The sequence below is a fragment of the Actinoplanes sp. CA-015351 genome, from assembly GCF_050955685.1.
Taxonomy (GTDB): domain Bacteria; phylum Actinomycetota; class Actinomycetes; order Mycobacteriales; family Micromonosporaceae; genus Actinoplanes.
Window position 1 is genome coordinate 8,187,114 of record NZ_CP192102.1, and the last position, 26,622, is coordinate 8,213,735.

Annotated in this window: 20 protein-coding genes, 2 tRNA genes, 1 other RNA gene and 1 pseudogene; 7 read left to right on the plus strand and 17 right to left on the minus strand. The window is 67.1% G+C overall.

Translation table 11 applies throughout. The features are described 5' to 3' along the window. Positions 1 to 33 precede the first annotated feature (33 nt). The 4 genes and pseudogenes from ACQP2E_RS37245 to ACQP2E_RS37260 all read left to right on the plus strand — a co-directional run. Positions 34 to 270, plus strand: a pseudogene (locus ACQP2E_RS37245) (hypothetical protein); the annotation flags it as partial. A gap of 93 nt (positions 271 to 363) precedes the next feature. Beyond that, positions 364 to 1,038, plus strand: coding sequence for a hypothetical protein (locus ACQP2E_RS37250; protein WP_433827623.1), 675 nt, complete (start codon positions 364 to 366; stop codon positions 1,036 to 1,038). Between the two features lie 11 nt (positions 1,039 to 1,049). Continuing rightward, on the plus strand, positions 1,050 to 1,916 hold the full coding sequence (locus ACQP2E_RS37255; RefSeq protein WP_433827624.1) for a calcium-binding protein: 867 nt from the start codon (positions 1,050 to 1,052) through the stop codon (positions 1,914 to 1,916). A gap of 30 nt (positions 1,917 to 1,946) precedes the next feature. Next, positions 1,947 to 3,470: a beta-N-acetylhexosaminidase gene (locus ACQP2E_RS37260; protein WP_433827625.1), complete on the plus strand. Its 1,524-nt coding sequence runs from the start codon at positions 1,947 to 1,949 to the stop codon at positions 3,468 to 3,470. Positions 3,471 to 3,498: 28 nt separating this feature from the next. On the opposite strand, the gene ACQP2E_RS37265 is transcribed toward ACQP2E_RS37260, so the two are convergent. From ACQP2E_RS37265 to ffs, 9 genes are all read right to left on the minus strand, one after another. Beyond that, positions 3,499 to 4,536 carry an ABC transporter ATP-binding protein gene (locus tag ACQP2E_RS37265; protein WP_433827626.1) on the minus strand — a complete coding sequence of 346 codons (1,038 nt, stop codon included), beginning with the start codon at positions 4,534 to 4,536 and terminating at the stop codon, positions 3,499 to 3,501. 18 nt (positions 4,537 to 4,554) lie between these two features. Next, complete coding sequence (locus ACQP2E_RS37270) at positions 4,555 to 5,595, minus strand: ABC transporter ATP-binding protein (protein ID WP_433827627.1); 1,041 nt, start codon at positions 5,593 to 5,595, stop codon at positions 4,555 to 4,557. Between the two features lie 11 nt (positions 5,596 to 5,606). Beyond that, positions 5,607 to 6,608, minus strand: a complete 1,002-nt coding sequence (locus ACQP2E_RS37275; protein ID WP_433827628.1) for an ABC transporter permease — start codon at positions 6,606 to 6,608, stop codon at positions 5,607 to 5,609. Positions 6,609 to 6,725: 117 nt separating this feature from the next. Continuing rightward, entirely contained in the window at positions 6,726 to 8,510 is a 1,785-nt protein-coding gene (locus ACQP2E_RS37280) for an ABC transporter substrate-binding protein (protein WP_433827629.1), read from the minus strand. A 73-nt stretch (positions 8,511 to 8,583) separates the two neighbouring features. Next, positions 8,584 to 9,591, minus strand: coding sequence for an ABC transporter permease (locus ACQP2E_RS37285; RefSeq protein ID WP_433827630.1), 1,008 nt, complete (start codon positions 9,589 to 9,591; stop codon positions 8,584 to 8,586). A gap of 407 nt (positions 9,592 to 9,998) precedes the next feature. Next, positions 9,999 to 10,592 (minus strand): recombination mediator RecR, encoded by a 594-nt coding sequence (gene recR, locus ACQP2E_RS37290; RefSeq protein WP_433827631.1) that lies wholly within the window; start codon positions 10,590 to 10,592, stop codon positions 9,999 to 10,001. A gap of 4 nt (positions 10,593 to 10,596) precedes the next feature. Next, positions 10,597 to 10,920: a YbaB/EbfC family nucleoid-associated protein gene (locus ACQP2E_RS37295; protein WP_111654168.1), complete on the minus strand. Its 324-nt coding sequence runs from the start codon at positions 10,918 to 10,920 to the stop codon at positions 10,597 to 10,599. A 156-nt stretch (positions 10,921 to 11,076) separates the two neighbouring features. Further along, positions 11,077 to 14,061, minus strand: coding sequence for a DNA polymerase III subunit gamma and tau (locus tag ACQP2E_RS37300; RefSeq protein WP_433827632.1), 2,985 nt, complete (start codon positions 14,059 to 14,061; stop codon positions 11,077 to 11,079). A 71-nt stretch (positions 14,062 to 14,132) separates the two neighbouring features. Then, an RNA gene (gene ffs, locus ACQP2E_RS37305) (signal recognition particle sRNA small type) lies at positions 14,133 to 14,229 on the minus strand. 85 nt (positions 14,230 to 14,314) lie between these two features. Here ffs and ACQP2E_RS37310 point away from each other — a divergent pair. Both ACQP2E_RS37310 and ACQP2E_RS37315 read left to right on the plus strand, forming a co-directional pair. After that, a tRNA-Ser gene (locus ACQP2E_RS37310) sits at positions 14,315 to 14,402 on the plus strand. A gap of 312 nt (positions 14,403 to 14,714) precedes the next feature. Next, positions 14,715 to 16,433, plus strand: a complete 1,719-nt coding sequence (locus ACQP2E_RS37315) for an ATP-binding protein (protein WP_433827633.1) — start codon at positions 14,715 to 14,717, stop codon at positions 16,431 to 16,433. Positions 16,434 to 16,767: 334 nt separating this feature from the next. On the opposite strand, the gene ACQP2E_RS37320 is transcribed toward ACQP2E_RS37315, so the two are convergent. The 5 genes from ACQP2E_RS37320 to ACQP2E_RS37340 form a co-directional block, all read right to left on the minus strand. Continuing rightward, positions 16,768 to 20,706 (minus strand): hypothetical protein, encoded by a 3,939-nt coding sequence (locus ACQP2E_RS37320; protein ID WP_433827634.1) that lies wholly within the window; start codon positions 20,704 to 20,706, stop codon positions 16,768 to 16,770. Further along, positions 20,703 to 23,162, minus strand: coding sequence for a hypothetical protein (locus ACQP2E_RS37325; RefSeq protein ID WP_433827635.1), 2,460 nt, complete (start codon positions 23,160 to 23,162; stop codon positions 20,703 to 20,705). The genes ACQP2E_RS37320 and ACQP2E_RS37325 overlap by 4 nt, the downstream gene beginning before the upstream one ends. Before the next feature lie 145 nt (positions 23,163 to 23,307). Continuing rightward, entirely contained in the window at positions 23,308 to 23,649 is a 342-nt protein-coding gene (locus ACQP2E_RS37330) for an STAS domain-containing protein (RefSeq protein ID WP_433827636.1), read from the minus strand. Between the two features lie 168 nt (positions 23,650 to 23,817). Then, on the minus strand, positions 23,818 to 24,027 hold the full coding sequence (locus tag ACQP2E_RS37335; protein WP_111654164.1) for a hypothetical protein: 210 nt from the start codon (positions 24,025 to 24,027) through the stop codon (positions 23,818 to 23,820). A 350-nt stretch (positions 24,028 to 24,377) separates the two neighbouring features. Further along, a tRNA-Ser gene (locus tag ACQP2E_RS37340) sits at positions 24,378 to 24,467 on the minus strand. Positions 24,468 to 24,582: 115 nt separating this feature from the next. Here ACQP2E_RS37340 and deoD point away from each other — a divergent pair. Continuing rightward, positions 24,583 to 25,290 carry a purine-nucleoside phosphorylase gene (deoD, locus tag ACQP2E_RS37345; protein ID WP_433827637.1) on the plus strand — a complete coding sequence of 236 codons (708 nt, stop codon included), beginning with the start codon at positions 24,583 to 24,585 and terminating at the stop codon, positions 25,288 to 25,290. 45 nt (positions 25,291 to 25,335) lie between these two features. Here deoD and ACQP2E_RS37350 read toward each other — a convergent pair whose 3' ends face one another. From ACQP2E_RS37350 to ACQP2E_RS37360, 3 genes are all read right to left on the minus strand, one after another. Further along, the gene (locus ACQP2E_RS37350; protein WP_433834242.1) at positions 25,336 to 25,752 is read right to left on the minus strand and encodes a nucleoside deaminase; all 417 of its coding nucleotides are present in this window, start codon (positions 25,750 to 25,752) and stop codon (positions 25,336 to 25,338) included. A gap of 26 nt (positions 25,753 to 25,778) precedes the next feature. After that, positions 25,779 to 26,294, minus strand: coding sequence for a tRNA adenosine deaminase-associated protein (locus ACQP2E_RS37355; RefSeq protein ID WP_433827638.1), 516 nt, complete (start codon positions 26,292 to 26,294; stop codon positions 25,779 to 25,781). 90 nt (positions 26,295 to 26,384) lie between these two features. Beyond that, the gene (locus tag ACQP2E_RS37360; RefSeq protein WP_433827639.1) at positions 26,385 to 26,567 is read right to left on the minus strand and encodes a hypothetical protein; all 183 of its coding nucleotides are present in this window, start codon (positions 26,565 to 26,567) and stop codon (positions 26,385 to 26,387) included. Positions 26,568 to 26,622: the final 55 nt, after the last annotated feature.

Consider the following 26,622-nt stretch of genomic DNA (forward strand, 5'->3'; position numbering starts at 1 on the left):
CAGAGCACAGAACCGAGCACGGGACAGAGCAAGACCACCGACATCGTTCCCGGTCCGGGCGGCGTGATGACCGATGAGGTCGGCGTCGTGACCGGTGACCTGACCCTGCGTACCGAACTGGCCGGGTCCGACGTGGTGCTGCGCGTGCAGTACAAGGACGCCGACGAGTGGTACGCGGTGACCGGCGGCAAAGCGCCCCTGGCCGACCCGGCCGGCCTGGACACCGTGCACACCATCGCGGTGGGTCTGCTCAATCGCCCGGAGGGATGACGCAGGTCACAAAACCGCAGGACCTGAACCGGCATCCAACCTCATGTGTGGATTTCAGGTTCCCGTAAGCGCTGGCTGACGCGTGCCGGCGTCATGCTCCTCGCGACCATGACAGCCGGCGCGATCGGCGCACCCGCCATGGCGGCCTCCACCGGCGCGGCGTCGGTGTCCAGCACGACCGTCACCTACCAGGCCGGCCTGCGGAAGATCAACGCCGTCACCCTCACCCGTTCCGGCCGCACAGTCACCATCGACGACCGCGTCACGATCAAGGCCGGCAAGGGCTGCAAGAGGGTCAAGGGCAGGGTCGGTGCCGACGGCACGCACGGCGAGCCGGGCGAGGGCGATGTGATCGTCGGCCCGATCAGCCAGATCTTCGGCTCTCCGTCCGCCGACGTCCTGCACGCCACCGCGACCCACCACGCCGGTTACATCCACGGCGGCGCGGGCGATGACGAGTTCAGCGGCGACGGCGAGGTCGACCTTTACGGCGATGACGGCGCGGACCGCCTCACCGACGGCAACCTCCTGTTCGGCTCCGGCTCGTCCGACAGCGTCCCGCTCAAAGCCGGCAAAGGCTGCAAGCCGGGCAAGAGCGACAAGACCAAGGTCCGCTGCACCACCAAGAGGACGCCCACCCAGATCACCGCCCATCTCGGCGACAAGAACGACGTCCTCGCCAACAAGACCAAAATCAACTTCTTGGGGTACGCCGGAACGGGCGACGACAAGCTCTACGGCGGCACCGGCACGGACCCACAACCATGACGGGAAATCACATGTCACGTTCAACCTGGCTGACGCGTATCGGCGTCACGCTCCTCACCACGATCGCGGTCACCGCGGTGGGTGCGCCCGCCCTCGCCGCGTCAACCGGCGCCGCTTCGGTGTCCGGCACCTCAAAGGTCGTCTTCAAGGCAGGCAGCGGTAAGGCCAACTCGGTCAAGATCACCCGGTCCGGCCGTACGGTAACCATCGACGACCGGGTCGCGATCAAGGCCGGCAAGGGCTGCAAGAAGGTCAAGGGCGACAAGACCAAGGTCCGCTGCACCACCACGAAGAAGACCATCCTGATCACCGCGTACCTCGGCGACAAGAACGACGTCTTCGCCAGCAAGACCGGCACCGCGCTGAAGGTCTACGGCGGCTCGGGGAACGACAAGATCACCGGCGGCACCGGCAACAACACCCTCTCCGGTGGGAGCGGCGACGACCGGCTCTACGGATGGGTCGGCAACGACGTCATCTACGGCGGCTCGGGCAAGGACCGCATTCTCAGCGCGGCCGGCAATGACAAGGTCTACGCCGGCGACGGCAACGACACGATCCTCGATTACCGGGGGAACGACCGGCTCTACGGCGACGCCGGCGACGACGTCATCCAGGGCGGCGACGGCACCAGCCTCAAGATTTACGGCGGCAGCGGGAACGACAAGCTCACCGGTGGCGACGGCAACGACACTCTGGACGGCGGCGCCGGAAATGACTGGCTCGACGGCTCGAACGGCAACGACACCGTGATCGGCGGCGCCGGCAACGATCAGCTGTATGGCATCACCGGCGACGACACCCTGCAAGGCGGTGACGGCACCGACCTCTGCCGCATCGGCGAATCCGGCACCAAGCAGGACTGCGAGATCGAGTAAGCATTGATCCACCTCGGTACGGTCAGGCGGGTGCGTGTCACCCACCTGGCCGTCGCCGCGTTTCTGGCCCTTCCACTGGCCGTCACCACGGCCTCGGCCGGCCCCGGCCCGGCGCCGCTGCCGTTCTCGATCAGCAGCGTCCTCCCCGCTCCGGCCGAAGCGATTCCCGGGTCGGAGAGCTTCGGCCTCACCCGGGACACGGTGATCACTGCCGGCGGACCGGCCGCCCCGATCGCCGAGCAACTCGCCGCAGCCTGGCGACCGGCTACCGGCTTCGCACTACCGGTGGCTGCCGACCCCCAGAACAGCGCGATCAGAATCGGTCTCGACGCTCGGATGAGCGGCGAGGCATACCGGCTCGGCGTCGATCGGGACCAGGTCGAACTGACGGCCGGCTCCCTGAAAGGCCTCTTCAACGGCGTGCAGACGCTACGTCAGCTGCTCCCGCCGGAGATCGAGAGCGCCACTATCCAGAAGGGACCCTGGACGATCCCCGGTGGCGTGATCAACGACAAGCCACGTTTCGCCTATCGGGGCGCCATGCTCGACCTGGCCCGCCACTTCCACACACCGGACGAGGTCAAGCGGTACATCGACCAGATCAGCCGGTTCAAAATCAACTTTCTGCACCTGCATCTCTCCGACGACCAGGGCTGGCGGATCCAGATCGACAGCTGGCCCCGGCTCACCACCGTCGGCGGCGCGAAAGGCACCGGTGTTCGCGGCCTCGGTGGTGGGTTCCTCACCAAGAACGACTATCGCGATCTCGTCGATTACGCCGCCCAGCGGTACGTCACCATCGTCCCCGAGATCGACATGCCGGGTCACGTGAACGCGGCCCAGGTCGCGTACCCCGAACTGACCTGCGACGGGGTGGCGCCGAGGCCGCGAATCGACATCCGGGTCGGTTACAGCTCGCTCTGCGCCGGCAAGGAGATCACGTACCGGTTCGCCGAGGACGTGATCCGTGAACTCGCCGCGATGACGCCCGGACCGTTTCTGCACATCGGCGGCGACGAGGCGCATTCGACGCCGCACGCCGACTATCTGTCTTTTCAGCAACGGGTTCTGCCACTGGTCGGCAAATACCGAAAGACAGCGATCGGCTGGCAGGAGATCGCGGCCGTCAGAACAGATGCGATCGTTCAGTACTGGAACCACCAGGCGCCACTCGAAACCACGCAACGCGTCATCATGTCCCCGGCCGACAGAGCCTATCTGGACATGCAGTACGACCTACTCACCCCGGGCGGACTGCACTGGGCAGGGACGACCGAGGTACGCGACTCGTACTCCTGGGATCCCGGCACGCTTCTTTCCGGCGTACCGGAGGAATTGGTTTTTGGGGTTGAGGCGCCGCTCTGGTCGGAGACCTTGACCGATCTCGCGGAGATCGAGTTTCTGGCTTTTCCGCGGCTCGTGGCCATCGCGGATATCGGGTGGTCCCGGAAAAGCGACTGGGACTCGTTCAAGATGCGGCTGGGCGCATATGGCCCGCGGTGGACCCGGCAGGGAGTGCATTTCTACAGCTCGCCGCAGATCCCCTGGAGTTAGGGAATCCGCGGCGAGCGGCAGAAAATGATCAGGCGGACGCCGGCTGCGGGCGGCGGCCGGCCACGACCTCGTCCGAGACCACCGGGAAGTGGCACGCGGTGAGGTGCGACTGCGGGTCCTCCAGGCGGGTGACCAGCGGCGGTTCCTCGGTCGCGCAGATGTCCTGCGCCTTCCAGCAGCGGGTGCGGAATCGGCAGCCGGACGGCGGGTTGATCGGGCTCGGCACGTCGCCGGTGAGAAGCACGCGCTCGCGCTGCGCGCGATCACGCCGGACCGGGTCCGGCACCGGGACCGCCGACATCAGGGCGACCGTGTACGGGTGACGCGGGTTCTTGTAGAGATCGTCGCGATCGGCGATCTCCACCACCTTGCCGAGGTACATCACGGCGACCCGATCGGAGATGTGCCTGACCACCGAGAGGTCGTGCGCGATGAAGACGTAGGTGAGGTCGAACTCGTTCTGCAGGTCCTCCAGCAGGTTCACGACCTGGGCCTGAATCGACACGTCGAGAGCCGAGACCGGCTCGTCCGCGATGATCAGTTTCGGCCGGAGCGCGAGCGCCCGGGCGATGCCGATGCGCTGACGCTGACCGCCGGAGAACTCGTGCGGGTACCGGTTGTAGTGCTCCGGGTTGAGTCCGACGAGTTCCAGCAGCTCCTGCACGGCCTTCTTGAGGCCCTGCGGGGTCGGGATGTTCTGGATCTGCAGCGGCGCCGCGATGATCGATCCAACCGTGTGCCGCGGGTTCAGCGACGAGTACGGGTCCTGAAAGATCATCTGCACGTCGCGGCGGAGGGGCCGCATCTGGGTGACCGACTTGTGGGTGATGTCCTGACCCTCGAAGACGATCTTGCCGCCGGTCGGCTCCAGGATCCGGGTGAAGAGCCGGCCCAGCGTCGACTTGCCGCAACCGGACTCACCGACCAGACCCAGCGTCTCACCGGACCGCACGTCCAGGTCGATGCCGTCGACAGCGCGCACCGAACCGACCTGACGCCGGAACAGGCCCTTCGTGATCGGGAAGTGCTTCTGCACCCCGGTCGCCTCGAGCAGGTTCTCGCTCATCGTTCTATTACTCCCCGCTCAGAGGTTCGGAGCCACTTCTTCCTGGAAGATCTTGGTTCGCAGGTCGGGCGGCAGATGGCAGGCGACCGAATGGGTCCCGCCGATCAGCACCGGCACCTCTTTGAAGGACCGGTCACCGTTGCGGCCCGCGTAGGGGCAGCGCGGGTGGAAAGCACATCCGTCCGGCAGGTTGATCAGGCTGGGCGGCGATCCCTTGACCGGGTTGAGCCGGTCGCGCACCTCACGGTCGAGGCGCGGCATCGATCCGAGCAGACCCCATGTGTACGGGTGCTGCGGGCGCTGGAACAGGTCGATCGTCGGGCCACGCTCGATGACCTTGCCGCCGTACATCACCAGGACCTCGTCGGCGAGCTCGGCCACCACGCCGAGGTCGTGCGTGATCATGATGACCGCGGAGCCGAACTCTTCCTGCAGGTCGCGGATCAGGTCCAGGATCTGCGCCTGCACGGTCACGTCGAGTGCCGTGGTCGGCTCGTCGGCGATCAGCAGTTTCGGGTCGTTGACCAGCGCCATCGCGATCATCGCGCGCTGGCGCATACCGCCGGAGAACTGGTGCGCGTAATCGTGGAAGCGCCGCTCCGGCTGCGGGATGCCGACCCGGGCGAGCATGTCGATGGCCCGCTCGCGCGCGACCTTCTTGTTCGCCGCGGGGTGGTGCACCCGGTACGCCTCGACGATCTGCGACCCGACCGTGAAGTACGGATGCATAGCGCTCAGCGGGTCCTGGAAGATCATCGCCATCTTGCCGCCGCGAAGCTTACGAACCTCTTCGTCGGTGGCGGTGACCAGTTCCTTGTCGTCGAGCCAGATCTCCCCGCTGACCTTCGCGTTGCTGCGGGTGCGGTGCAGGCCCAGCAGTGCGAGCGACGTGACGCTCTTGCCGGAGCCGGACTCGCCAACGATGCCGAGCGTCTGGCCGGCCCGCAACGAGAAGTTCGACCCGGAGACGGCCTGCACGATGCCGTCGTCCGTCTCGAAGCGAACCGTGAGGTCTTTGACCTCGAGGAATGGGCGGTCGGTTGCCGAGTTGACGGACATCTTTCTCTCCCTCAGCTCAGCCGCACGCGCGGGTCGATGACGCCGTAGACGAGGTCCACGAGCAGGTTGGCGAAGACGATGAAGAACGCGGCGATCAGCGTGACGCCGAGGATCACCGGAAGGTCGTTGGCGCGGATCGCGTCGAGAGCCTGGTAACCGAGGCCGCGCAGGTTGAAGACGCTCTCGGTGAGCACCGCGCCGCCAAGCAGCGCGCCCAGGTCGAGACCGAAGACGGTGACGATCGGGGTGAGGCCGGAGCGCAGACCGTGCTTACCGATGACGGTCCGCTCCCGCAGGCCCTTGGCCCGAGCCGTACGAATGTAGTCCTCACCCAGGGTCTCCAACATGTTCGCCCTGGTCAGACGAGCGTAGGTCGCCGCGAAGAGGAATGCCAGCGTGATCCACGGCAACAACATCTGCACGAACCATTCGCCGGGATTCTCGGTGAACGGCACGTACTGGCCCTGTGGTAACCACTCCAGCCAGTAGATGAAGATCGCCGACGCGAGCAGGCCGGTGAAGTAGATGGGCAGCGAGACGCCGGCCAGGGCTCCCGTCATCACCGCCCGGTCGATCAACGTTCCTCTTCGGAGCGCCGAGATGACGCCCGCCGAGATGCCGATGATCAACCACAGGATCGCCGCGCCGATCGCCAGCGACAGCGTCACCGGGATGTCGGCGAGCAGCGTCGGCGTGACCAGCCGGTCGGTCTTGAACGAGTAACCGAGGCACGGGGCCGGGCAGTGAATGACGTCAGGTCCGCTGGAGTAGTCCCGGCCGACGGCCAGGCCCTTCAGGAACTTGCCGTACTGCACCAGGATCGGATCAGCGAGACCCATCTTCGTGCGGATGCCCTCGATCGACGCCGCGTCTGCCGTCTTGCCGATGTAAAGCAGTGCGGGGTCGCTGCCAGTGATCTTCGGGACGCCGAAGAAGATCCCGAAGGTCACAAGCGTGACCACGAGCAGCGTGATGACGGCATTGATCAACCGCCGGATGATGTAAGTCAGCACGTCGTTCGGCCGAAGGACGGGCGGGCACCGGTCTTGCGAACCGGTGCCCGCCCGCCGCGGGCGGCCTTCACCAACCCTTCGAATTACCCGTTGCCACTAAGGGCGTTGCCGACTGACTTACTTGCCGTCGCTGACGCCGACGGCCTGGAAGTCGACCATGCCGAACGCGTCGTGGATGTAGACGTTCGTCAGCCGCGGGTTGCGGTAGTTGAGCGCCTTGTCGACCACGAACGGCAGGTAGTAAGCGCCCTCCATGATCTTGTGGTTGATCTGGCTGTAGAGCTCAGCGGCCTTGGCCGGGTCGGTCTCGAGCTGCGCGTCGTCGTACAGCTTGTCGATCGCCGGGTCCTTGATCTCAGCCAGGTTGTAGTTGCCGTTCTCCGGGATGAAGCGGCTGTCGGACAGCGGCTGCATGTAACCGGCGCCGGTCGGGTAGTCAGCACCCCAACCGCCGATGATGATGCCGTAGCCCTTGCGCTTCACGTTGTCGGGCGAACCGGTGATGGAAGCCTGCTGGGCGCCGTCGTACTGCTCGATCTTGGCGTTGATGCCGACGACCTTGAGGGCGGCCTGGAGGGCCTCGGAGGTCTTGACCTCGGCCTCACGGTTGTTACGAACCGCGATGGTGACGTCGAAGCCGGTCGGCTTGCCACAGGCGGTCAGAGCCTTCTTGGCCTCGTCGACCTGGGCCTTGCCCTGGAGCCGGTTGAACGGGTCGTACTTGGCGTCCGAGCCGGCGATGTTCGGCGGCAGCATGCTGGTGCCGATGTCGCCACCCGCGATCGGGCCACCACGAGCGGACTGCAGAGTGGTCGGGTCGGCCGCGTAGATGATGGCCTTACGGCACTCGATGTTGTCCAGCGGAGCGACCGAGGTCGCGAGGCCCGCGTACCGGAGGAAGCCGGTGGTGGGGGTGTCGGCGTTCGCCTTCAGGTTCGGGTCGGTAAGGAGCTTGGTCCGAGCCGCCGCCTGCACACCGGTCTGGCCGACGTCGAGGTCCGCGGTACCGGCGAGGAGCCGGCTGTCGAGGTCATCGGCGTTGGTGGTGATGGTGAGGTTGATCGCGTCCGGCAGCGCCTTGCGGATCGGGTCGGTCGCCTGGTCCCAGTTGGGGTTACGGACGAACGAGACACCCTTACCGGGCTGGATGCTGCCTTCCTTGAACATGTACGGGCCGGACGCGGCCGGCGCCGAGCCGTACTGCGCGCCGGTGTCACGCTTCTGCGGCACCGGGCCGGAACCCGGCATCGCCAGCAGGTAGATGAAGTCCGAGGACGGCTTCGCCAGCTTGAAGATGATCGTGGAGTCGTCCGGCGTGGTGACCGACTTCAGACCGAGCTTCTCAGCGTCGGTGTCCTTGTACGGGCCCGGGTAGTTCTGGCCCTGGTCGAGCAGCGCCGGCAGGTAGACCGGACCGCCGGAGATGGCGTCCGCGGCCCAGACCCGCTCGATGCCGTACTTGACGTCCTTCGACGTGATCGCCGCACCGTCGTCCCACTTCAGGCCGCTGCGCAGCTTGAAGGTGTAGGTGAGCTTGTCGTCGCTGATCGTCGGCAGCGCCTCGGCGAGGTCGGCCTGGAGCTCCAGACCCGCCTTGCCCGGGACGGCCGAGTACTCGACCAGCTTGCGGGTGTAGAGACGGTTGAGGTTCCAGACGAACGCGTAGTAGCCACGTGCCGGGTCCCACGAGTCCGCATCCTGCGAGCTCCACAGGTTCAGCGTGCCGCCCTTGGTCGTCGACGGGTTGACGACGTCCGTGATCGCGGCGTTGTATGCGGCCTTGCCACCAGAGGTGCTGGTGCTTCCGTTGTCGTCACTGTCCGAACCACCACACGCAGCGGTGGTCAGCCCCAGCACGACAGCGACACCTGCTGCCGCTATCGCCCTTGTCTTTCGAGACACCTGTTCTCCTACCTCCTCGAACAGCGGAGCCGAACGGTCCGCCAAACATGCGTGTTCTGCGTTGACCCCTGTATCAGCGGGCTTTGGGATCGAGCGCGTCGCGCAGGCCGTCACCGAAGAGGTTGAAGGCCAGCACAGTGATGAAGATCATTCCGCCCGGGATGATCATGAACATGGGGTCGATCGAGTAGAAGGTGACGGCGTCCGAAAGCATGCCGCCCCACGACGGGTTGGGCGGTGGGATACCGACGCCGAGGAAGCTGAGTGCGGCTTCCGTGAGGATGTTCGTCGGGATGATCAGCGTCGTGTAGACGAGGATCGGCGCCGCCAGGTTCGGCAGCAGTTCCCGGAAGAGGATGCGCGGCGATCGGGCCCCAAGGCTGCGAGCCGCTTCGACGAACTCCCGCTCGCGCAGGGAGAGCGTCTGGCCTCGCACGATCCGGCCGATGTACGGCCAGCCGAAGAAGCCGATCACCAGAACCAGCACGCTCACTCGCGACCAGCGGCTACCCAGTCCGAGGAACTCCTGCGGGAGCACCGAGACCAGCGCGATCGAGAACAGCAGCTGGGGGAACGCGAGCAGGAAGTCCATCACCCGGCTGATCATCGAGTCGACCCAGCCGCCGAGGAAGCCGGCCGCCGTGCCGAACAGCACGCCGAGAATGGTCGACAGGAACGCCGAGAGGAAAGCGACAGTCAGCGAGGTCTGCGCGCCGTAGACGATGCGGCTGAAGATGTCCCGGCCGGTCGTCGGCTCCACGCCGAAGATGAAGTCGCTGGTGATGCCGCCCCACGGGTGGATCGGGGTGGCGAACGTCGGATCGACCTGATCCGGGTGCCACTCGTCGATCGGGTGACCGAACAGCTTGGTCAGCACCGGGGCGAGGATCGCGATGAGGATGAGGAAGAGGACGACACCAGCGCCGCCGATGGCGACCTTGTCCTTCTTCAGGCGACGCCAGGCGATCTGCTTCAGCGATCGACCCGCGATCGCTGACTCGCCGGGGCTCCGCACCTCAGCCGCGTCGGCTGTCGGCGTCGTCGCTTCTTCAGTGATCGACGCTTCTGGGCCAAGCGACATCTATTCGCCGGTCCTCTCCCAGTCGCCGGGCGACGGGAGTCCACGGCCACAGTTCGAGGACACACGGAAGATCCCCCGAGCGGTGGCGATGGCCCACGCAGCTAACGGCAACCGATCGGTTATCGCATATGCCTCGAGTGCCGGACCCTCATAACGCCGACCGAGATCTGACCGGACACCACGAGGGCACTCGACGGCGGGTGTTGCCGCCATCGAGAGGAACATTCACCTAGTGAGTGCTCTGGGTCAAGTTCACGGACCGCACGCGGATGTTTCCGTGTCTCCCTCGTGATGTCACCGTGACCTAGAACGCCGACCAATCGGAAATTACCTTGTGGACGGCGGTTAAGTGGCGAATCGGGCGCAAACGCTCGCAGCCCGTTACGTCCCTGTTACGAGACGTAAAATTAAATCGCGCGCCGACCCTCGAAGGCCCGGCCCAAAGTGATCTCGTCCGCGTACTCGAGGTCGCCGCCGACGGGCAGACCGCTCGCGAGACGGGTCACCGCGATACCCATCGGCTTCACCAGAAGGCCGAGATAGGTCGCAGTGGCCTCACCCTCCGTGTTCGGATCGGTGGCCAGGATCAGCTCCTTGACCTCACCGGTACCGAGCCGGATCAACAGCTCACGGACCTTCAGATTGTCCGGGCCGATGCCTTCGAGCGGATTGATCGCCCCGCCGAGCACGTGGTACCGCCCGCGGAACTCACCGGTCCGCTCGATCGCGACGATGTCCTTGGGCTCCTCGACCACGCACAGCACCTCGTTGGTGCGGCGGGTGTCCCGGCAGACCCGGCACTGCTCCGACTCGGCCACGTTGAAACAGATCGTGCAGAAGCGGACCAGTTCCTTCACCTTGCGCAGCGCGCCGGCCAGCTTGTTCACGTCGGCCGGGTCCGCCGAGAGGACGTAGAACGCGATGCGCTGGGCCGATTTCGGGCCGACGCCCGGAAGCCGGCCCAGCTCATCGATCAAATCCTGGATAGCACCCTCGTACACGGGATCAGAACCCCGGCAGGGAGAAGCCGCCGGTGGCCGGTCCCATCTTCTTCTCGGCGAGCTCACGCTGCGACTCGGCCGCGTTGTGGATCGCCGCAAGAAGCAGGTCCTCGAGGGTCTCGACGTCGTCGGCGTCCACCGCCTTCGGGTCGATCTTCACAGCCTTGAACTCACCGAGACCGGTGATCGTCACCGTCACCAGGCCGCCGCCGGCCGTGCCGGTCAGCTCCGCCTCGGCCAGCTCGGCCTGTGCCTGCGCGACCTGCGCCTGCATCTTCTGCGCCTGCTTCATGATCTGCTGCATGTTCGGCTGTCCACCGGGGCGCATGGCACCGCTCCTCAACTGATTGATTTCGTGACCACCATCGACGGCACACAGCGGTCGAAAGTTCCGCCGCCAGCGTAGCCGCCACCAACCTCATGCCCGCCGACGCGCCAACGGACACCCCATCTTCGGTACGCGCGAAGAGCGCACCCACCGACGTCAGATTTCGGCGATCTTCTCGGCCCCGAAGGCATCGCGAAGCAGTTGCATCGCCAACTCCTCGCCACTCTGCCGCGCCGTCTTCTCATCAAGCACGTCGTCGAGCGGCTCATCCCCAGGGTCGAAGCCCTCGATCGTCGCCCCACCCCTGGGCTGGCCGACCCCCCGCGGCTGGCCGCCGGCACGGGGCGGGCCGTCGTACTCGGGGTCGTACGGCGCTTCCTCGGTGGGCGACCCGTCCGACCAGGCTCCGGGCTGCCCGCCGGCAGCGGGCTTGGCCGCCGCCGGGGCCGCACGCCCACCGCTGGAGACCGCGCCGCTGCCACCACGGGCGGCAGCCCGAGCAGCCTCCATCGCCGCCGACCGAGCCGGAGCGGCCTTGGGCGGAGCCGCGCTGACCGGAGCCGCGCTGGCCGGAGCGGCATTGACCGGAGCCGCGCTGACCGGAGCCGCATTGACCGGAGCCGCGCTGGCGGGCGGTGTCGCAGGGGCCGTTTGCGGAGGTGCCTCGATCGGTGCTGGAGCCACGGGCTGCGGGACGGGGATTGGCGGTGCGTTGTTCGCCGAACTGGTCACTACAGGGGCCGGTACCTCATCGACCGCCGAGCCACCGGGCCGTCCGGAAGGATCCGCGCTTGCCGGTCCCGGAGGCGATGCGTCGGCCTGCGGGCGGGTGAGCGCGCCGCCTCCCGGTTTGGCGGTCTCCGGCCATGCTTCTTCCACGGCGGGTTCGGCAACGGCCGGAACTGGCGGTCGCGGGCCGGCACTCCCCGGCCGAGCCGGCTCAGGCCAGTCGGTGTCACCCGCTGAGCCACTGTCGTCCTGCTGCCGGACCGCATCCGCCGGGCGGGCCGGTTCAGGCCAGTCGTCGTCGGAATCCGAAGTCGCCGGGCGCTGCGGGCGGGACGGGCGCGACTCGGTCCGCCCGGAATTGCGCTCCGGCGCCGACGTCCCGGTCACCGGCCGGTTCGGAGCCGCCGCTGACGCGGGCCGGCGGTCGGCCGGCTGGTCCCTGCTGCCTGCGGCCGGCCCGCTCGCGGCCGGGCTGCCTGCGGCCGGGCTGCCTGCGGCCGGGCCAGGTGCCGGTGCTGCGTCGCCCACGTCGCAGCGGATCTGCCACTGGCCGCCGAGCGCGCGCGCGAACGCTCCGGTGATCACGTCTTGATAGCCGCTGACCAGGCGTTCCGCGTATTTCGTCGAAGGCGCCCCGAACACCACGGTGTCACCCTCGACAGCGCGCAGGTCGATCCCGACCTTCTGCATCACGCCGACTTTGTCGTGCGAACGGCCAAGCTCCAGCCAAGCGGCCCGAACCTCGCCGAACCTGTCAACAACCGGCGCCGGAGCGAGCACCGCAGCCGGGGCCGGTTCGACCGGTTCCTCGTCCCACGGCGGCGGCTCTTCGTCGTGGCTGCCCTCGGCGACAGCGTTCCAATCGGCGGCCGCCTCGACAACCGGCGCCGAGACAGGCGCAGCTGAAACCGGGGCCGCTGAAGCGGGAGGCGCGGAAACGGGGGCTGCCACTGGCGCCGGAGAAACCGGGGCCGGAGAAACCGGCGTTACGCGGCCCGCGCCGGCCGGCTTGCCTTTCGCCGCTGCGGCAGCCGCGGCGGCCGCTGCCATCGCGGCGGCCTTTCCACCGCCGCCGCCACCGCCGCCACCGGCGGCACCGCCACCACTGGCGCCACCGGCGGCAGCAGGACCGGCGGCGGCCGGAGCGAACCCCGCCCCGCCGACCAAGTCCTGCGGTGCCATTGGAGGACGGGAGCCGTCACTGCCGGAGTCGCCAGGGGGCGTGTGGTCCGTGCGTACCGAAGAGGGGGTTGAAATGCCGCCTCGCTCGAGGCGCTCCAGGCGCTGGAGCAGCGCGCTGGAGGAATCGTCGGCGCCGGGCAGCAACATCCGGGCGGTGACCAGTTCGAGCAGGAGGCGGGGCGCGGTGGTGCCGCGCATCTCGACCAGGCCGTTGTGCACGATGTCGGCGCTGCGGGACAGCGTCGCCGGGCCGAGCTTCGTCGCCTGGCGGGCCATCGCTTCCAGCTGGTCGGCAGGGCCGTCGATCAAGCCTTTCGCGACGGCATCCGGCACCTGCTGGAGGATGATCAGGTCACGCAGGCGTTCGAGCAGGTCGGACGCGAAGCGGCGCGGGTCGTGGCCGGCCTCGGCGACACGGTCGATCGTCGCGTAGGCAGCGGCACCATCAGCGGACGCGATCGCCTCGCACATCTCGTCGATCAGGGCGGAGTCGGTGACGCCGAGGAGGGCGACCGCTCGCGCGTAGTCGACACCGCCCGGGCCGGCGCCAGCGATCAGCTGGTCAAGAATCGACAGCGAGTCCCGCGCGCTGCCGCCACCGGCCCGCACGACCAGCGGGAGAACGGTCGGGTCGACAGTGACGCCCTCGGTTTCGCAGAGTTTCTGCAGGTAGGGACGGAGCACCGCCGGCGGGATCAGCCGGAACGGGTAGTGGTGGGTCCGCGAGCGGATGGTGCCGAGCACCTTTTCCGGCTCGGTGGTCGCGAAGATGAACTTCACGAACTCGGGCGGCTCCTCGACGAGCTTGAGCAGCGCGTTGAAGCCGGCCGACGAGACCATGTGCGCCTCGTCGATGACGTAGATCTTGTATCGGCTCGCGGCGGGGGCGAAGAACGCCTTTTCCCGGATCTCGCGAGCGTCGTCGACACCACCGTGGCTGGCCGCGTCGATCTCGATGACGTCGATCGAGCCGGCACCGTCGTTGGCGAGCGATTTGCAGGACATGCAGACGCCGCACGGATCCGGTGTGGGTCCCTGCTCGCAGTTGAGCGAGCGGGCCAGGATCCGGGCGCTGGAGGTCTTGCCACAGCCGCGCGGGCCGGAGAAGAGGTAGGCGTGGTTGAGCCGGCCGCTCCGCAATGCCTGCGACAGCGGCTCGGTGACGTGCTCCTGACCGATGACCTCGGCGAAGGTCCGAGGACGGTACTTCCGATAGAGGGCGAGCGCCACTCCTGCCACCTCCTGACGACCGCGCCATTGTCCGCCGAGGGTCTGACAAGAACAAACAAGGTGCCCCAGAAGTGAAGGACCCCTCGTGCACCCGTCAGAGCCCGCTTATCCTTGCTGCCTTCCGGCCCTGGGGAGGTTCACGGGATACACGCCGCACGAGGGGCTACCGAGGAGCCTACCTGGCGGCTTCGAGCCACCGCCGACCCCCTCCCCCGCCTTCGGGGTGCCGGGAAACGTCTGTATTCTGGCGCACGGAGGATTCGCCTAGTGGCCTAGGGCGCACGCTTGGAAAGCGTGTTGGGGGAAACCCCTCACGAGTTCGAATCTCGTATCCTCCGCCAGCCCTGACCAGGGCAGACGCGACAAGGCCGGACCCGCTGGGTCCGGCCTTCTTGCTGTCGCCGTCTCAGTTGATCCTCGCCTGCGCGTCGGAAACCTCACGCGCGTCGATGCGAGTCCGGCCAACCACAGTGCCTCGCTCGCGTACGCGCGAATCATCGCGCCAACATGTAGAACTCAAGGTTCCCTGTAGCACGCTGTAGCACGTTCCTGTACAACGAGAGTGGTACACGAACGCTGAACGATCAGCGCCAAGTTGGCAGGTCGATGAGCACTCGGAGGACTCCATTAACGCTGACAGCATCATCGATCTCGTGAGCAGCCTCCGCAGCATCGGTAACGACACGTCGATCTGCGAAGTGAAGCGATCCCGCGGAGGGCTCCCCCCAAGCATCTGGGAGACGATCAGCGCCTTCGCGAATGCGGCCGGCGGTTGCATCCTGCTGGGGATCGACGAGAAAGACGACTTCCGGATCAGCGGCGTGGCAGACGCCGGCGCCCAGGAGTCGCAGTTGTCCGCAATCTGCTCCGAGATGGAGCCTCCGATACGGGCAGAGATTTATTCCGTCACCATCGATGACGCGATCGTGGTCGTCTGCGAGGTACCGCAACTACCCAGAGATCAGCGGCCATGTCATAAGCGCTCCCTCGGCCCGTGGGCAGGGTCCCGCATCCGGGTAAGCGACGGCGACCGGAAGCTCACCGACTACGAGGTCGGTGTGCTGCTGTCCAACCGACACGAGCAGAAGCACGACCTGTCGCCCGTCCCAGGCGCAAACGTTGACGATCTGGACTCGGAACTGGTGAACGCGTTTCTCCGACGGATCCGCGACACCAGGAGTGACATCTTCCGCAAGGTCGACGACGAACGTGCCCTGAGGATGCTCAACGTTCTGACCACGCAGGGGGATCAGGCCGTTCCCACCCTCGCCGGCTTGCTCGTGTTCGGCCTGTACCCACAAACCTTCGAGCCTCAGCTCGACATCACCTTCGTGGTCTATCCCTCCTCCGAAGCCGGACTTCTGGGGAACTCCGGCGAGCGCTTCACGGAGAACAGATCGATTGACGGCTCCATCCCCTTCATGGTCGCCGAATGCATCCGACTTTTGAAACGCAACATGCGACGACGCAGCATCGTATCCGGCATCTTCCGCACGGAGGAATGGGAGTATCCCGAAGAGGTTCTCCGAGAAGCCCTGGTCAACGCGATCGTCCACCGAGATTACTCGGAGTTTGCCAGGGGGACCCAGGTCCAGGTCGAGATGTACCCCGACCGCCTCCTGATCCGGAATCCCGGTGGCCTGTACGGTCCCGTCGATGTCCGGTCCCTGGGCGTCACCACGGTCACATCCTCTCGCAACAAAGCACTCTTGAAGATTCTGGAGGACACACCCTTCGGTGACGGTCACATGGTCTGTGAAAACCGTGGAACCGGCATTGCCCGGATGCTTCTGGCATTGACCGACGCAGGAATGGAGCCGCCCGGTTTCGCCGATGACATCGCCTCCTTCTCCGCCGAGTTTCCCAATCACACATTGCTGGACGAAGAGGCCCTGTACTGGCTGGGGTCCCTCGACGGGTACCCCCTGACGAGAGCCCAGATGACCGCACTGGTGATGATGCGCAACGGCATCGCTCTCAACAACAGCAGCTATCGCGCGTCGACCGGTGTTCGGGACAGCCGGGCGGCAAGCCGTGATCTCCGGGATCTGGTCGACCGTAGGTTGATCGAACAGTCCGGTACACGAGGGACAACCGTCTACCGCTTGATCGGAACCCGCGCTGAAGAAGCCAGCCTCTTCGACGGTCCGGCACCGGGCAAAGCGATGTCGTCGCCCATCGACCTGACCGCGAACGAGCGTGCGGTGCTGGAATTCGTCCGCCGAGCTGAAACATCCAGAGCCAGCGTCGAAGCAGCTACCGGACTCGCTTATCACCAGGTCGTCCGAGCACTTCAGAGCCTTCGCGAAAAGAATCTTGTCCAGATGAACGGCAAACATCGCTCGCGCTCGACGACGTGGTCCGCGACTTAACGAGTCCAGCTCGGGGTAGAACGTCTCAGTTCCCGTCCCGTTCGCCCGCGTTCACAGGGATACGCTCCTTGCTTGAACCGACACGCAAGCGCTGGTGGCAGGCAGCACTGGATCTTTGGAAAGCGTGTTGGGGGAAACAATCTCGTATTTTCCGCCAGCCCTTAGCAGAGCAGACGCGACAAGGCTGGGCCCCTGAGCGGCCGGTGACCGCCGAGCCCTTCCGGGTTTCCGGGCACACCCGATGCAGGGGGTCACCGGCCGGTCTCGTATCGTTCGTCCTGAAAACAGTGCAGGCGAGGGCCGGCCCCTGATCGGGGTCGGCCCTCGCCGTCTGTCACTTGATTTTCAGAGCCTTCGACGTGGCCTTGCCGTCGTAGTGCCCGGCCCGCTTGGCGATCACCACGACGGTCAGCTTCTTGCCCTTCCAGGCCTTCTTGAGCTTCAGCTTGGAAGCGGTCGCCCCCTTGATGACCTTGCCGTTCAGCCGCCACTCGTACCGGTAGGAACTCGCCGACGGTGACCAGGCGCCGGCCGCGGCCTTCACCGTCTTCCCGACCTTCACGGTCCCGGTGATCTTCGGCTTCGTGGTCGCCGCCGGCGCGATGCCCCAGCCCACCGTCACCCCGGCGGAGACCGCCGGGGAATTCACCCGGTTCGCACGCTTTGCGGTGACAGTCACGGTCAGGCGCTTCCCCCGCTGGGCGGCGGGGATTTGGTACGCGTAACCGACCGCCCCCTTGATCGCCACACCGTTGGCCGACCACTGATACGCGTACCCGGTAGCCGCCGGGCTCCACGACCCGGTGACCGCTTTGACGGTCGAGCCGACCCGTGCCGTGCCGCTGATCGACGGCGCTTTCGTCATCTTGAGCGCGGTAGCCCGTACCGTGACCGCCCCGGCGATCGTGGCCTGCCGACCGTCGTTCGCCGACCGGATGGTGACGTTCCACGACCCGGCCGCCGCGTTCGTCACGTCAGCGGTGACCGTGAGGGTGCCGTTGACGAAACTCCGCACGGCCGCCTTGATCGACGCCGAGCCGGAGCGGGTCAGCGTCACCGTGTTGGTGGCGGAGAAACCGTTGCCCCGCAGAGACAGGTTGACCGGACCGCTGTTGACGGCGCTGTTGGGCGAGACGGCTCCGAGCACGTACGGCACCGAGCACGGGCTGAAGTCGCAGGTGGTGTCGGCCTTGAACGGGTACGTTCCGCCCGGGGTCTCGGTCGCCAGCACCAGCAGCGCCGTGCCACTCGTGTACGGGTAGGGCGCGACTTCACAGCCACGGCCGCCCTCGGCCCAGGAGCAGCCGACGATCGCCGAACCCTTGGCTGGATTTCCGGAGGTGAGTGGGAAGTAATACGGCTCCGGCAACGCCTCCCCGCCCGCGGTGTTGGTCAGTTGGACCTTGAACTCGCTGCGGTTCTTGAAGGGGATCGCCACGCAGACCGCGGTCTTCTGGTCATTCAGCGTGCCAGCGATCGTTCCGAACCCGGGTACGCCGTACGCGGTCTGGCACTGCGTCGGCGGCTTGCCACCGACGCCGAGGTTCCAGGCGTCGAACCGGTATGGGACCGCTACGCCAGGTTTGGCCGACCAGACGAACACCTGATAACTCGTCGACCCGGTCACCCGGCACGGCACCACGTACCCGGAGCACAGGATGCCGCCGGCCGCGTTGCTGATCCAGTAACGGGCAGAGTCACCAGCGCTGCGCAGACCGAGCCAGAACGTGGTCGCCGTCGACGTGGTGACCCGGTAACAGTGCACCTCGTCCGGTGCGGTCACCGTGCCCGCGTTGCCGGGGCTACCGAGCACGGTGGACGCCGGCGTCTGGCACTTCGCGCTGATCGGGCTGGAGTCTCGCCGCGACACCCGGTATTGCACGTTCGCCGTGGACGCGACGATGACCGCCGTGTACGCCTTACCCGCCGCGAAGTCGCAGACGACCAGCTGGGATGCGTAGACCCAGTCGCCGCCACAGACCTGTTTGCCGGTCTCGTCGCGGACGGTGAGTGTTGCGGCGCCGGTCCCGCTCACCGGCGCGTACGAAAGGATCTCCGAGGTGGCACGCTGACTCGCCGGGATCGTGTAGCAGGTGGCGAACCGGTCGGCCGATAAAGCCGTGGTCACCGAGCCACCAGCACCGATGGCGGTCAGCGGCAGGCCGGTGCAGCCGGTGTATTGATCGGTCCGCTGCACGATGACTGCGTAGTCACCGGGTGCCGCCTCCTCCGGAGCGGAGAGCAGGATCCGGTACGGCGCCGGGCCGGTCAGCTCGCACGAGTAGTTCGCGCAGAGTTCCTCACCGCTCCCGTTGATCAGGGTCCAGTCGGTGCGCGCGGCGCCGGCCGCCCGAGCCGGCTTGAGCACGTCGATCGTCGTACCGGCCGGGCTGTCCACCTCTAGGCAGTCGGTCTCGCCGACGACCGCGAAGGACCCGCGGTACGCACCGCTGCTCAGGCCCTCATCGCCCACCGGCACACAGCCCGGTCCCCACGGTGCGGTGAACACGGTCACGTACGCCGACTCCGTGATGGCCGAGTCGGTGAGGACCAAGGTGTAGGTGCCGGCCTCGGGGAACTGGCAGAAGGAGCCGAGCTGGCAGAGCCGGTCGCCCGAGGCGTCGTAGATCCGCCCGTACCGCTCCCAGTTGTTCGCGCTCATCGTGCGGAGCAGGTAACGACCGGCGGCCGGAACGCTCAGCGAGCGGCACCGGATTCCGGCGTACGCGCCGGACGGTCCGGAGCCGTACGCGCCCGGAGTAATCGTGGGGCAGCCAACCGGCGACGAGAGCCGCCGGATCTGCATGGACAGCTCGCCGGCACCTGTTGTCCCGCCGAACGCGATCACCCGGTACGGCCCCGACCCGGGCAGCAGGCACCCGTCCTGCTCGTAATCCTGGTCGCAGATCCCGCTGCCGGTGCCGTCAGTGATCATCCCTACGCCGTAAACGATCACCCGCTCGCCCGGAGCAGCGGTGAACGGCTGGCAGTACACCGTGAGCGGTGTCGTCGGAAACGTGATCGTCGGCTGGTTCCACTCGGTGCCGACCGGCGCGGCGCAGCCCTCGGTCGTGCTCAGGCCGGTGATCACCGCCTGGTACTCCCGGACGGTCCAGTCCGTGTTGTGCAGCCAGAGCGTGTAGTCGCCGGCGGCCACTTCACAGCGTCCGTTGTTCTGATACTCGCCGCACACGATTCCGCTCGGCCCGGTCAGTTCCCATCTGACTTGGCCGCCGTCGCTGGTGCGTACCTCTTTGAACCCGGCCGCGAGGGTGACCGCGTAACAGTCGTAGCCGCCGTTGAGCGCCAGCTCGCCGGCCGCCACCTGGCTCTCCGAGAGCGAGCCGAAAGCCGCTTCCTTCAGCGGCTCGCAGCCGGTCACCACGTCGGTCCGGACGATGCGGAAGGTGTAATCGACGGCGTCGCCGTACATGTCGGCCAGGAAGATCGTGTGAATGCCGTCCGCGGCGAGCGTGCACTGACCGCCGCCGGACTGGAGGGTGCAGAGCCGCGTTCCGGCCGGATCCTCCATCCAGCCCCGGATGTCGGCGGTGCCGCGGGCGCCGGCGGCGGTCTGTGTCGTCTCGACGCTCAGGCGCATGCCAGCCCGGCCGTCGAAGCGGTAGCAGTCGCCCGCTGCGCCACGTGCCAGCTTTCCGGGCAGCTTCGGCCCGGTCACCGCGAAAGTATCCGGGTCGAGGGTGACGCACTTCGAAGGCGCATCCTGCGACTCGAGACCGATCGCGTAGGTCGCCGAGCCGGTGCCGTAGTAGAGAGAGACGTCGATGGTGTGCGTGCCGGCCTCGGGCACCACGCAGGTCCTGGAGTACGGCCCGAGGAAGCAGGAGTTCCCGTCGGCCAGGTTCAGCCGGGCCTGCATGGCATCGCCGGTTGCATGGAACTGGGTGAGCAGCCGCTCACCGTCGATCGTTGTCCGGACCGTGTAGGTGTGCTTCTGGGTGCCGGCGATCGACGCGCACGTGACCGGGCTGCCCAGGACGAGTTCCCCGCCACAACCAGCCGCCGCGGCAACCCGGCCCTGTTTGCTGGGCACAGCTGCCGGACTGGGCGCGGCCTCGCCGCTGGGCGCGGCCGAGGACGCGGCGAGCGAAGGCGTGGGCGACAAAACAGCAGGCGAGGGTACGCCCGACGAAGGCGCGGCCGCGGCCGACGATGTGGACACCGACGGCTCGGGTGTCGCCGCAAATGCGGCCCCCGGTGCCAGGACAGCGACGATGAGGCCGCTCAGCAGAGCACCGCTCCAACGTCTCACTTGACCTTCACCGCCGCCGAGGTGGCCCTGCCGTCGTAGTGCCCGGCTCGCTTGGCGATCACCACGACGGTCAGCTTCTTGCCCTTCCAGGCCTTCTTGATCTTCAGCGAGGAGGCGGTCGCCCCCTTGATGACCTTGCCGTTCAGCCGCCACTCGTACCGATAGGAGGTCGCCTTGGGCGACCAAGCACCCACCGTGACCTTCACTGTCTTCCCGGCCTTGACCGTCCCGGTGATCTTCGGCTTCTTGGTGACCTTCGGCGCCACGCCGTACCCGACGGTCACCGCTGCCGAGGCCACCGAGGTGTCGAGATACCCGGAAGCACGCGCGGTGACGATCACGGCGATGCGCTTGCCGCGCATCGAGGCCGGGATCGGGTACGCCGAACCGGTAGCCCCCTTGATCGCGACCCCGTTGGCCGTCCACTGGTAGCGAACCGAGGACGGCGCCGGGTTCCAGGTGCCGGCGTTCGCCCGGACGGTGAGCCCGACGGCTGCCTTGCCGGTGACCGCCGGCTTCGACCGAACCCCGAGCTTCGGCGTCGGCGCGACGTTGACCAGGTTGTTCAGCAGCGCGGTCCGCGACGCCGAGGAGGCCGACGTGACAGCGACGTTCCACTTGCCGGCCGCCGCCTTGGTCAGGTCGACCTCGGCGGTCATCGCACGGCGGTTCGCGGAGACCGAGCGCACCACGGCGTTGATCGAGGCGTGTCCGCTCCGGGTCAGCCGTACCGTGTCGCCCAGGTTCAGCGCCGAGCCGGTCAGGCTGATCGTCGCCTTGCGCCCGGCCGTAACGTTGATCTGGGTGACCGGGTAGAGCGAGTAGGTCTCCCCACCGCACAGCGGGGTCCTGCAGGTGGCCTCCGCGGAGTACGTGATCGGCGCGGTGTCACCGGTGGCGACCAGCGCGATCACCGATGTTCCCGTGGTCTGCCCGGTGGCGTACCGCGGAACACAGAGGTAGTAGCCGCCGCCCTGACCGTCACAGGCCTCGACCGCGCCCGAGGGGCTGAGGACGTAGGGCAGCGGGGCGAGTCCGGCCGCACCCTGCGCTTCAACCAGAAACTCGTCTCCGGGACGGGACGTGACCACCCGGCACCACGCGCGGTCGGCGGGGGTCAGTGTCCCGGTCACCGGCGCGAATCCATACGCGATCGACTCCGAGCTGCGCACGCAGTCCGAGGCCGATCCCAGCGACGGCCCGATGCCCCAGGTGTCCACCTTGTAGTCGACATCGTCGTACGAGGTCACGAAGACGTAGGAAGCGTTGATCAGGCAGGAGTAGTCCCAGCAGACCTGGAACTCTCCATCCGCGTCGAAGTATCGGACGTACGGCGCGTTCACCGCCGCGTGTACGCGTACCCAAGAAGGGCCGCCGGTGTGGTAGCAGTGGACCTCGCCGGGTTCGTCGAGCAGGCCGGTCGAGGGCGCGCCGCCGAAGGCCGTTGAGACCGCCTTCTGGCAGTTCGCGCCGGTCGCGTCCATCCGTTTGAGCTGGAACGTGCCGTTGGCGTACATCGCGTGTACCAGGACGGTGTAGGCACCACTGTCACTCAGCGCGCAACCGAAGAGCCGGCCGGTCGACCCTCCCGAGTCACCGCAGGCGGCGACGCCGTCCGGACGGAAGATCCGCAGGCTCGCGACGGTGTCGCCGGCGAGGCGGTCCAGCGCGAAAATCTCTCGCGCCGCATGTCCGGCCGGGACAGTGAAGCAGCTGACGAACCGGTCCGCGGTGAAGTCGAAGGTCGCCTTGCCCGCAGGCAGTTCGGCGCACCCGGTCGGCGCTGTCATCCGCTGCACCGCGACCGCATAATCGTCGGAGACCTGGTTGCCTTGCGTGGAGACGAGCATCCGGATTGGACCGCCGACGGCCACCTTGCAGCCGTCGCCGCTCATCAGATGGCCATTGCTGCAGTTGAGCGGCGCAGCCGGGCTGATCATGCGGAGGTACTGCCAGTTCTCGGCGGACGGACGCCCGGGCAGCGCAGCCTGGTAGAGGCCGGCACCGCCGGGCAGCTCCAGGCAGTCGATCTCGCCCGCCTGAGTCACCGACCCCCGGTACGCGTCAGCGCCGAAGCCCTGGTCGCTCACGGCCTCGCAGCCGGCAGCGTCGAACGGGATCAGTACCGTCGCGAACGGCACCGCGATCGCGGCGGCGACCAGGGTGTACATCCCGGCGGACGGCAGATTGCAGTTGGCGGTGCGGCAGACCTGGGCACCCGCCGCGTCGTAGACGGTGAATCCCCGTGAGACGTTCTGCGCGTCGACCACCTCGATCAGGTGGTAGCCGCCCTTCGGCACGGTGAGCCGGCGGCAGTCGCCTCCCTGGAGCGGGCCGGCGGGCGCGGCGCCGAACGTGCCCGGTCGCACCTCCGCGCAGCTGGCCGGATCAACGGCCGGAGCCGCGGTGGCCGGAGTCCCGGAACCGGAAAGGGCGACCGCCAGTGCGACCGCCACGGATACGAACAGGCGCTTCAATCGACTTCTCCCCGCGCAGAGCCTGGACTGCGCGGAGATCATTTCATCGACATGAACGTCGACCTATGCATGTTTCACTATTCGGGAAGTGCCAGCTCGATGAGGGGTATGCACCCGTATCGTCCTACATCCGGGCTGCCGCTATCGCGTCCTCGACCTCCGGGAAGATCGCGAAGTACCGGCTCAACCCGACGGTCTCCAGCAACTGCGCCATGAACGGGTCGGCGCCGGCGAAGCTCAGCCAGCCGCCCCTGGACACGATCACCTGCTTGCTGGTGATGAACGCGCTGAGGCCCACCGAGTCGCAGAACTTCAGCCCGCTGAGGTCCACCACGATCCGGGGCACCGGTCGTTCCAGCAGCTCCGCGAGCGTTTTGTACAGCCGGGCAGCCGAATCGGCGTCGAGTTCTCCGCACAGCTGGAGAACCACGACGTCGGATCGGTGCTCGATGACAATGGCGCGCATAAAAACAAACGCTAGATCCACATGTTCCGGGCACATCGGACAAGACGTGCGTCTGACTTCCCACGGGTAACAACACAAACGGGCCGGACCCCAAGGGTCCGACCCGATCGTGAAGGCTGGCCGAAAATAGTCAAGCAATGGCGGCACAGCCCAGGCTCCTGGCGCGACTTACAGTTCGCGCCACCGCCAGCGTGGACCTCGCCACGCGTCGGCCAGGATCATTGCTGATGCCCGGCCGGGACACTGCTGCACCTTGGACTTGCCCTCAGGGCCGCCCAGTTGGGCCTCGACCTCCCACATCTCGCCGTCGGTCCGGATGTAGACGTCACGACGCTGGAGACGGAGGTCGCCATTCCACCAGTGATGCTCAACTCTCACGTGTCAAATCTAGGACACACATCGACAGATCTGCGTAGGGCGATCCTCCGAATGTTGGTCGCCGCCCGGTCGGAACCACATTGTCTGATCCGGTGGATTTGACCCGCGTGACTTGCGCTACTCCCTACATCGCAGGGCCGTCCAAGATTCACTACGGTACGTAATCACGGCCTTGACGTGCAGCGAAACACCGCTGTTACACAGACAGGCACTGATCATGGGGAACGACCGAACGGATGAGTCGCCGCTCACATGGTCGGTGGATCCCGCCGAAGGCCACGGAGCGTAACAGCAGAGAGGGCGAAAATACAGAGAGCCCGGTCCCTCAAGAGGGACCAGGCTCTGCTGGTTGGCGGTGGCGGAGGGATTTGAACCCTCGGAGGGCGTTAACCCTCACACGCTTTCGAGGCGTGCTCCTTAGGCCGCTCGGACACGCCACCGGTACGTACGTTACCGGACGCCTGGGAGCGCTCGTCGCCGGGTCACCCATAACCCTGCCGGGCCGTGCTGACCTGGCAAGATCGAAGTCATGGACAAGCGAAGCGGAGAAACCTCATGAGCGTGCACATCGGCGGCAAGCCGGGCGACATCGCCGAGCGGGTGCTTCTGCCCGGCGACCCGATGCGGGCGAAATGGATCGCCGAGACGTTCCTGGAGGACGCGGTCTGTTACACCCAGGTCCGCGGGATGCTCGGTTTCACGGGCACCTGGAAGGGTCAGCGGGTCTCGGTGCAGGGCTCCGGCATGGGCATGCCGTCGGCCTCGATCTACACCCACGAGCTGATCAACGAGTACGGCGTGAAGTCCGTGATCCGGATCGGCTCCTGCGGCGCGCTCGCCATGGACCTGAACCTCGGTGACGTGATCGCCGCGATCGGCTCGGCGACCGACTCCAACATGAACCGGACCCGCTTCGACGGCCTGGTCGACTACGCGCCGGTGGCCGATTTCGGTCTGCTGCGTACCGCTGTCGACATCGCCGAGGAGCAGGGCGTCCCGATCCGGGTCGGCCCGATCCTGGCCGCCGACGCCTTCTACACCGACCGGCCCGACCTCTACGACTCGCTCGCCGACTACGGGGTGCTCGCGGTCGAGATGGAATCCGCCGCCATCTACACGATCGCGGCCCGTTACGGCGCCAAGGCGCTGACCATCCTGACCGTGAGCGACCACATCAAGCGCGGCGAGGCGATGGACTCCGCCCAGCGCGAGCAGGGCTTCAGCAACATGGTCAAGATCGGCCTGGACACCGCGATCAGCTGAGCTTGCCGGCTCCGTCCTGCGAATCAGGGCGGAGCCAAGCCGAGCTCATCGGAAGAAGTCACGCAGCATCTGGGCGCATTCGGGCTCCAGGACGCCCCCGTAAACCTCGGGGCGGTGGTTGATGCGGCTGTCGCGGACCACATCCCAAAGTGAGCCGACCGCACCGGTCTTCGGCTCCCAGGCGCCGAAGACCACCGTCGACACCCGGGCCAGCACCAGAGCACCGGCACACATGGTGCACGGCTCCAGCGTCACCACGAGCGTGCAGCCGTCCAGCCGCCAGCTGCCGAGTGCGGCAGCTGCCCGGCGGAGTACCAGCACCTCGGCGTGCGCCGTCGGGTCGCCGGTCAGCTCACGTTCGTTGCCGGCTGCCGCCAGCTCGGCGCCGTCCGGGCCGAGCAGGAGCGCACCGACCGGCACGTCATCGGGCGAGGCGGATGCGACGGCGAGAGCGCGCCGCATCCACTCCTCATGCTGCGAACGACGGTTCACGCGTCGCGCAGCTCCTCCATCTCGTCACCGCAGCCGATCCTCTGACAGATCTCCGCGGTGACGTCGGACGGCAACATCCCGTCCTTGCCACACAGCTCCAGCAGCCGCTGCGCGTTGACACCCAGGTCACCGAGCAGCTCGGCGTCACCGATCGGATCGGCGTCCGGCTCGGCCGCCGGGCGCTCCTCGTCATCGTCGCCGTCATCGACGCTCAGGTCGTCCACCCCGAGTGCCGGCGCCTCCACCTCACCGAGCAGCACCGATCCGATCCTGGACTCCTCGGCGAACGCCGAGTCGGACCCGAAGATCCGCAGGTCGTCACCCTCGTCCAGGCGCAGGATCGAGAGGTACTCGTCGTCGCTCTCGACGAACAACACCGCGAGATCGGCGTCCGGCTCCGCATCGCGCAGCGCGTCCACCACCTCGTCGATGTCGGCCAGGCCCGTCAGGTCCAGCTCCGACGCCGTCCACCCGTTCTTAGTGCGGCCGACGGCGGCAGCGAAAATCGACACGATTCCCCCAACACGACTCTTATCCTCAGCGCCTGACGGTAGCGGGTGGCGCGTCGGGCGCATCGCGCCACGCCTTGACCTGTGACGAAGTCAGTTCGCGGGGCGTCGGCGCGCGGCGATCAGCTCACGCAACCGCAGGCCACGCATCCGTTGGGTCGGGTCCGGCTCGCGGACCGTTTTCGCCTGTGCGAGGGCTGCCAGCAGCGCCTGTCGGCGGCGGCGGCGCTCGGGGTCGAGCCGCGGTGGGTCAAGCCGTTCTGGCGAGGGGGCCATGAAGCCGAGAGTGACCGGCCCTTCCGCGTTCGTCAAGGGTCGTTGAAGAGTTCGG

Bases quoted from the DNA above. Each gene is read 5' to 3' on its own strand.
- ACQP2E_RS37250 (WP_433827623.1), top strand. From the start codon at position 364: ATGCTCCTCGCGACCATGACAGCCGGCGCGATCGGCGCACCCGCCATG.
- ACQP2E_RS37255 (WP_433827624.1), top strand. From the start codon at position 1,050: ATGTCACGTTCAACCTGGCTGACGCGTATCGGCGTCACGCTCCTCACC.
- ACQP2E_RS37265 (WP_433827626.1), bottom strand. From the start codon at position 4,536: ATGAGCGAGAACCTGCTCGAGGCGACCGGGGTGCAGAAGCACTTCCCG.
- ACQP2E_RS37270 (WP_433827627.1), bottom strand. From the start codon at position 5,595: ATGTCCGTCAACTCGGCAACCGACCGCCCATTCCTCGAGGTCAAAGAC.
- ACQP2E_RS37285 (WP_433827630.1), bottom strand. From the start codon at position 9,591: ATGTCGCTTGGCCCAGAAGCGTCGATCACTGAAGAAGCGACGACGCCG.
- ACQP2E_RS37295 (WP_111654168.1), bottom strand. From the start codon at position 10,920: ATGCGCCCCGGTGGACAGCCGAACATGCAGCAGATCATGAAGCAGGCG.
- ACQP2E_RS37330 (WP_433827636.1), bottom strand. From the start codon at position 23,649: ATGCGCGCCATTGTCATCGAGCACCGATCCGACGTCGTGGTTCTCCAG.
- deoD (WP_433827637.1), top strand. From the start codon at position 24,583: ATGAGCGTGCACATCGGCGGCAAGCCGGGCGACATCGCCGAGCGGGTG.
- ACQP2E_RS37350 (WP_433834242.1), bottom strand. From the start codon at position 25,752: ATGCGGCGCGCTCTCGCCGTCGCATCCGCCTCGCCCGATGACGTGCCG.
- ACQP2E_RS37360 (WP_433827639.1), bottom strand. From the start codon at position 26,567: ATGGCCCCCTCGCCAGAACGGCTTGACCCACCGCGGCTCGACCCCGAG.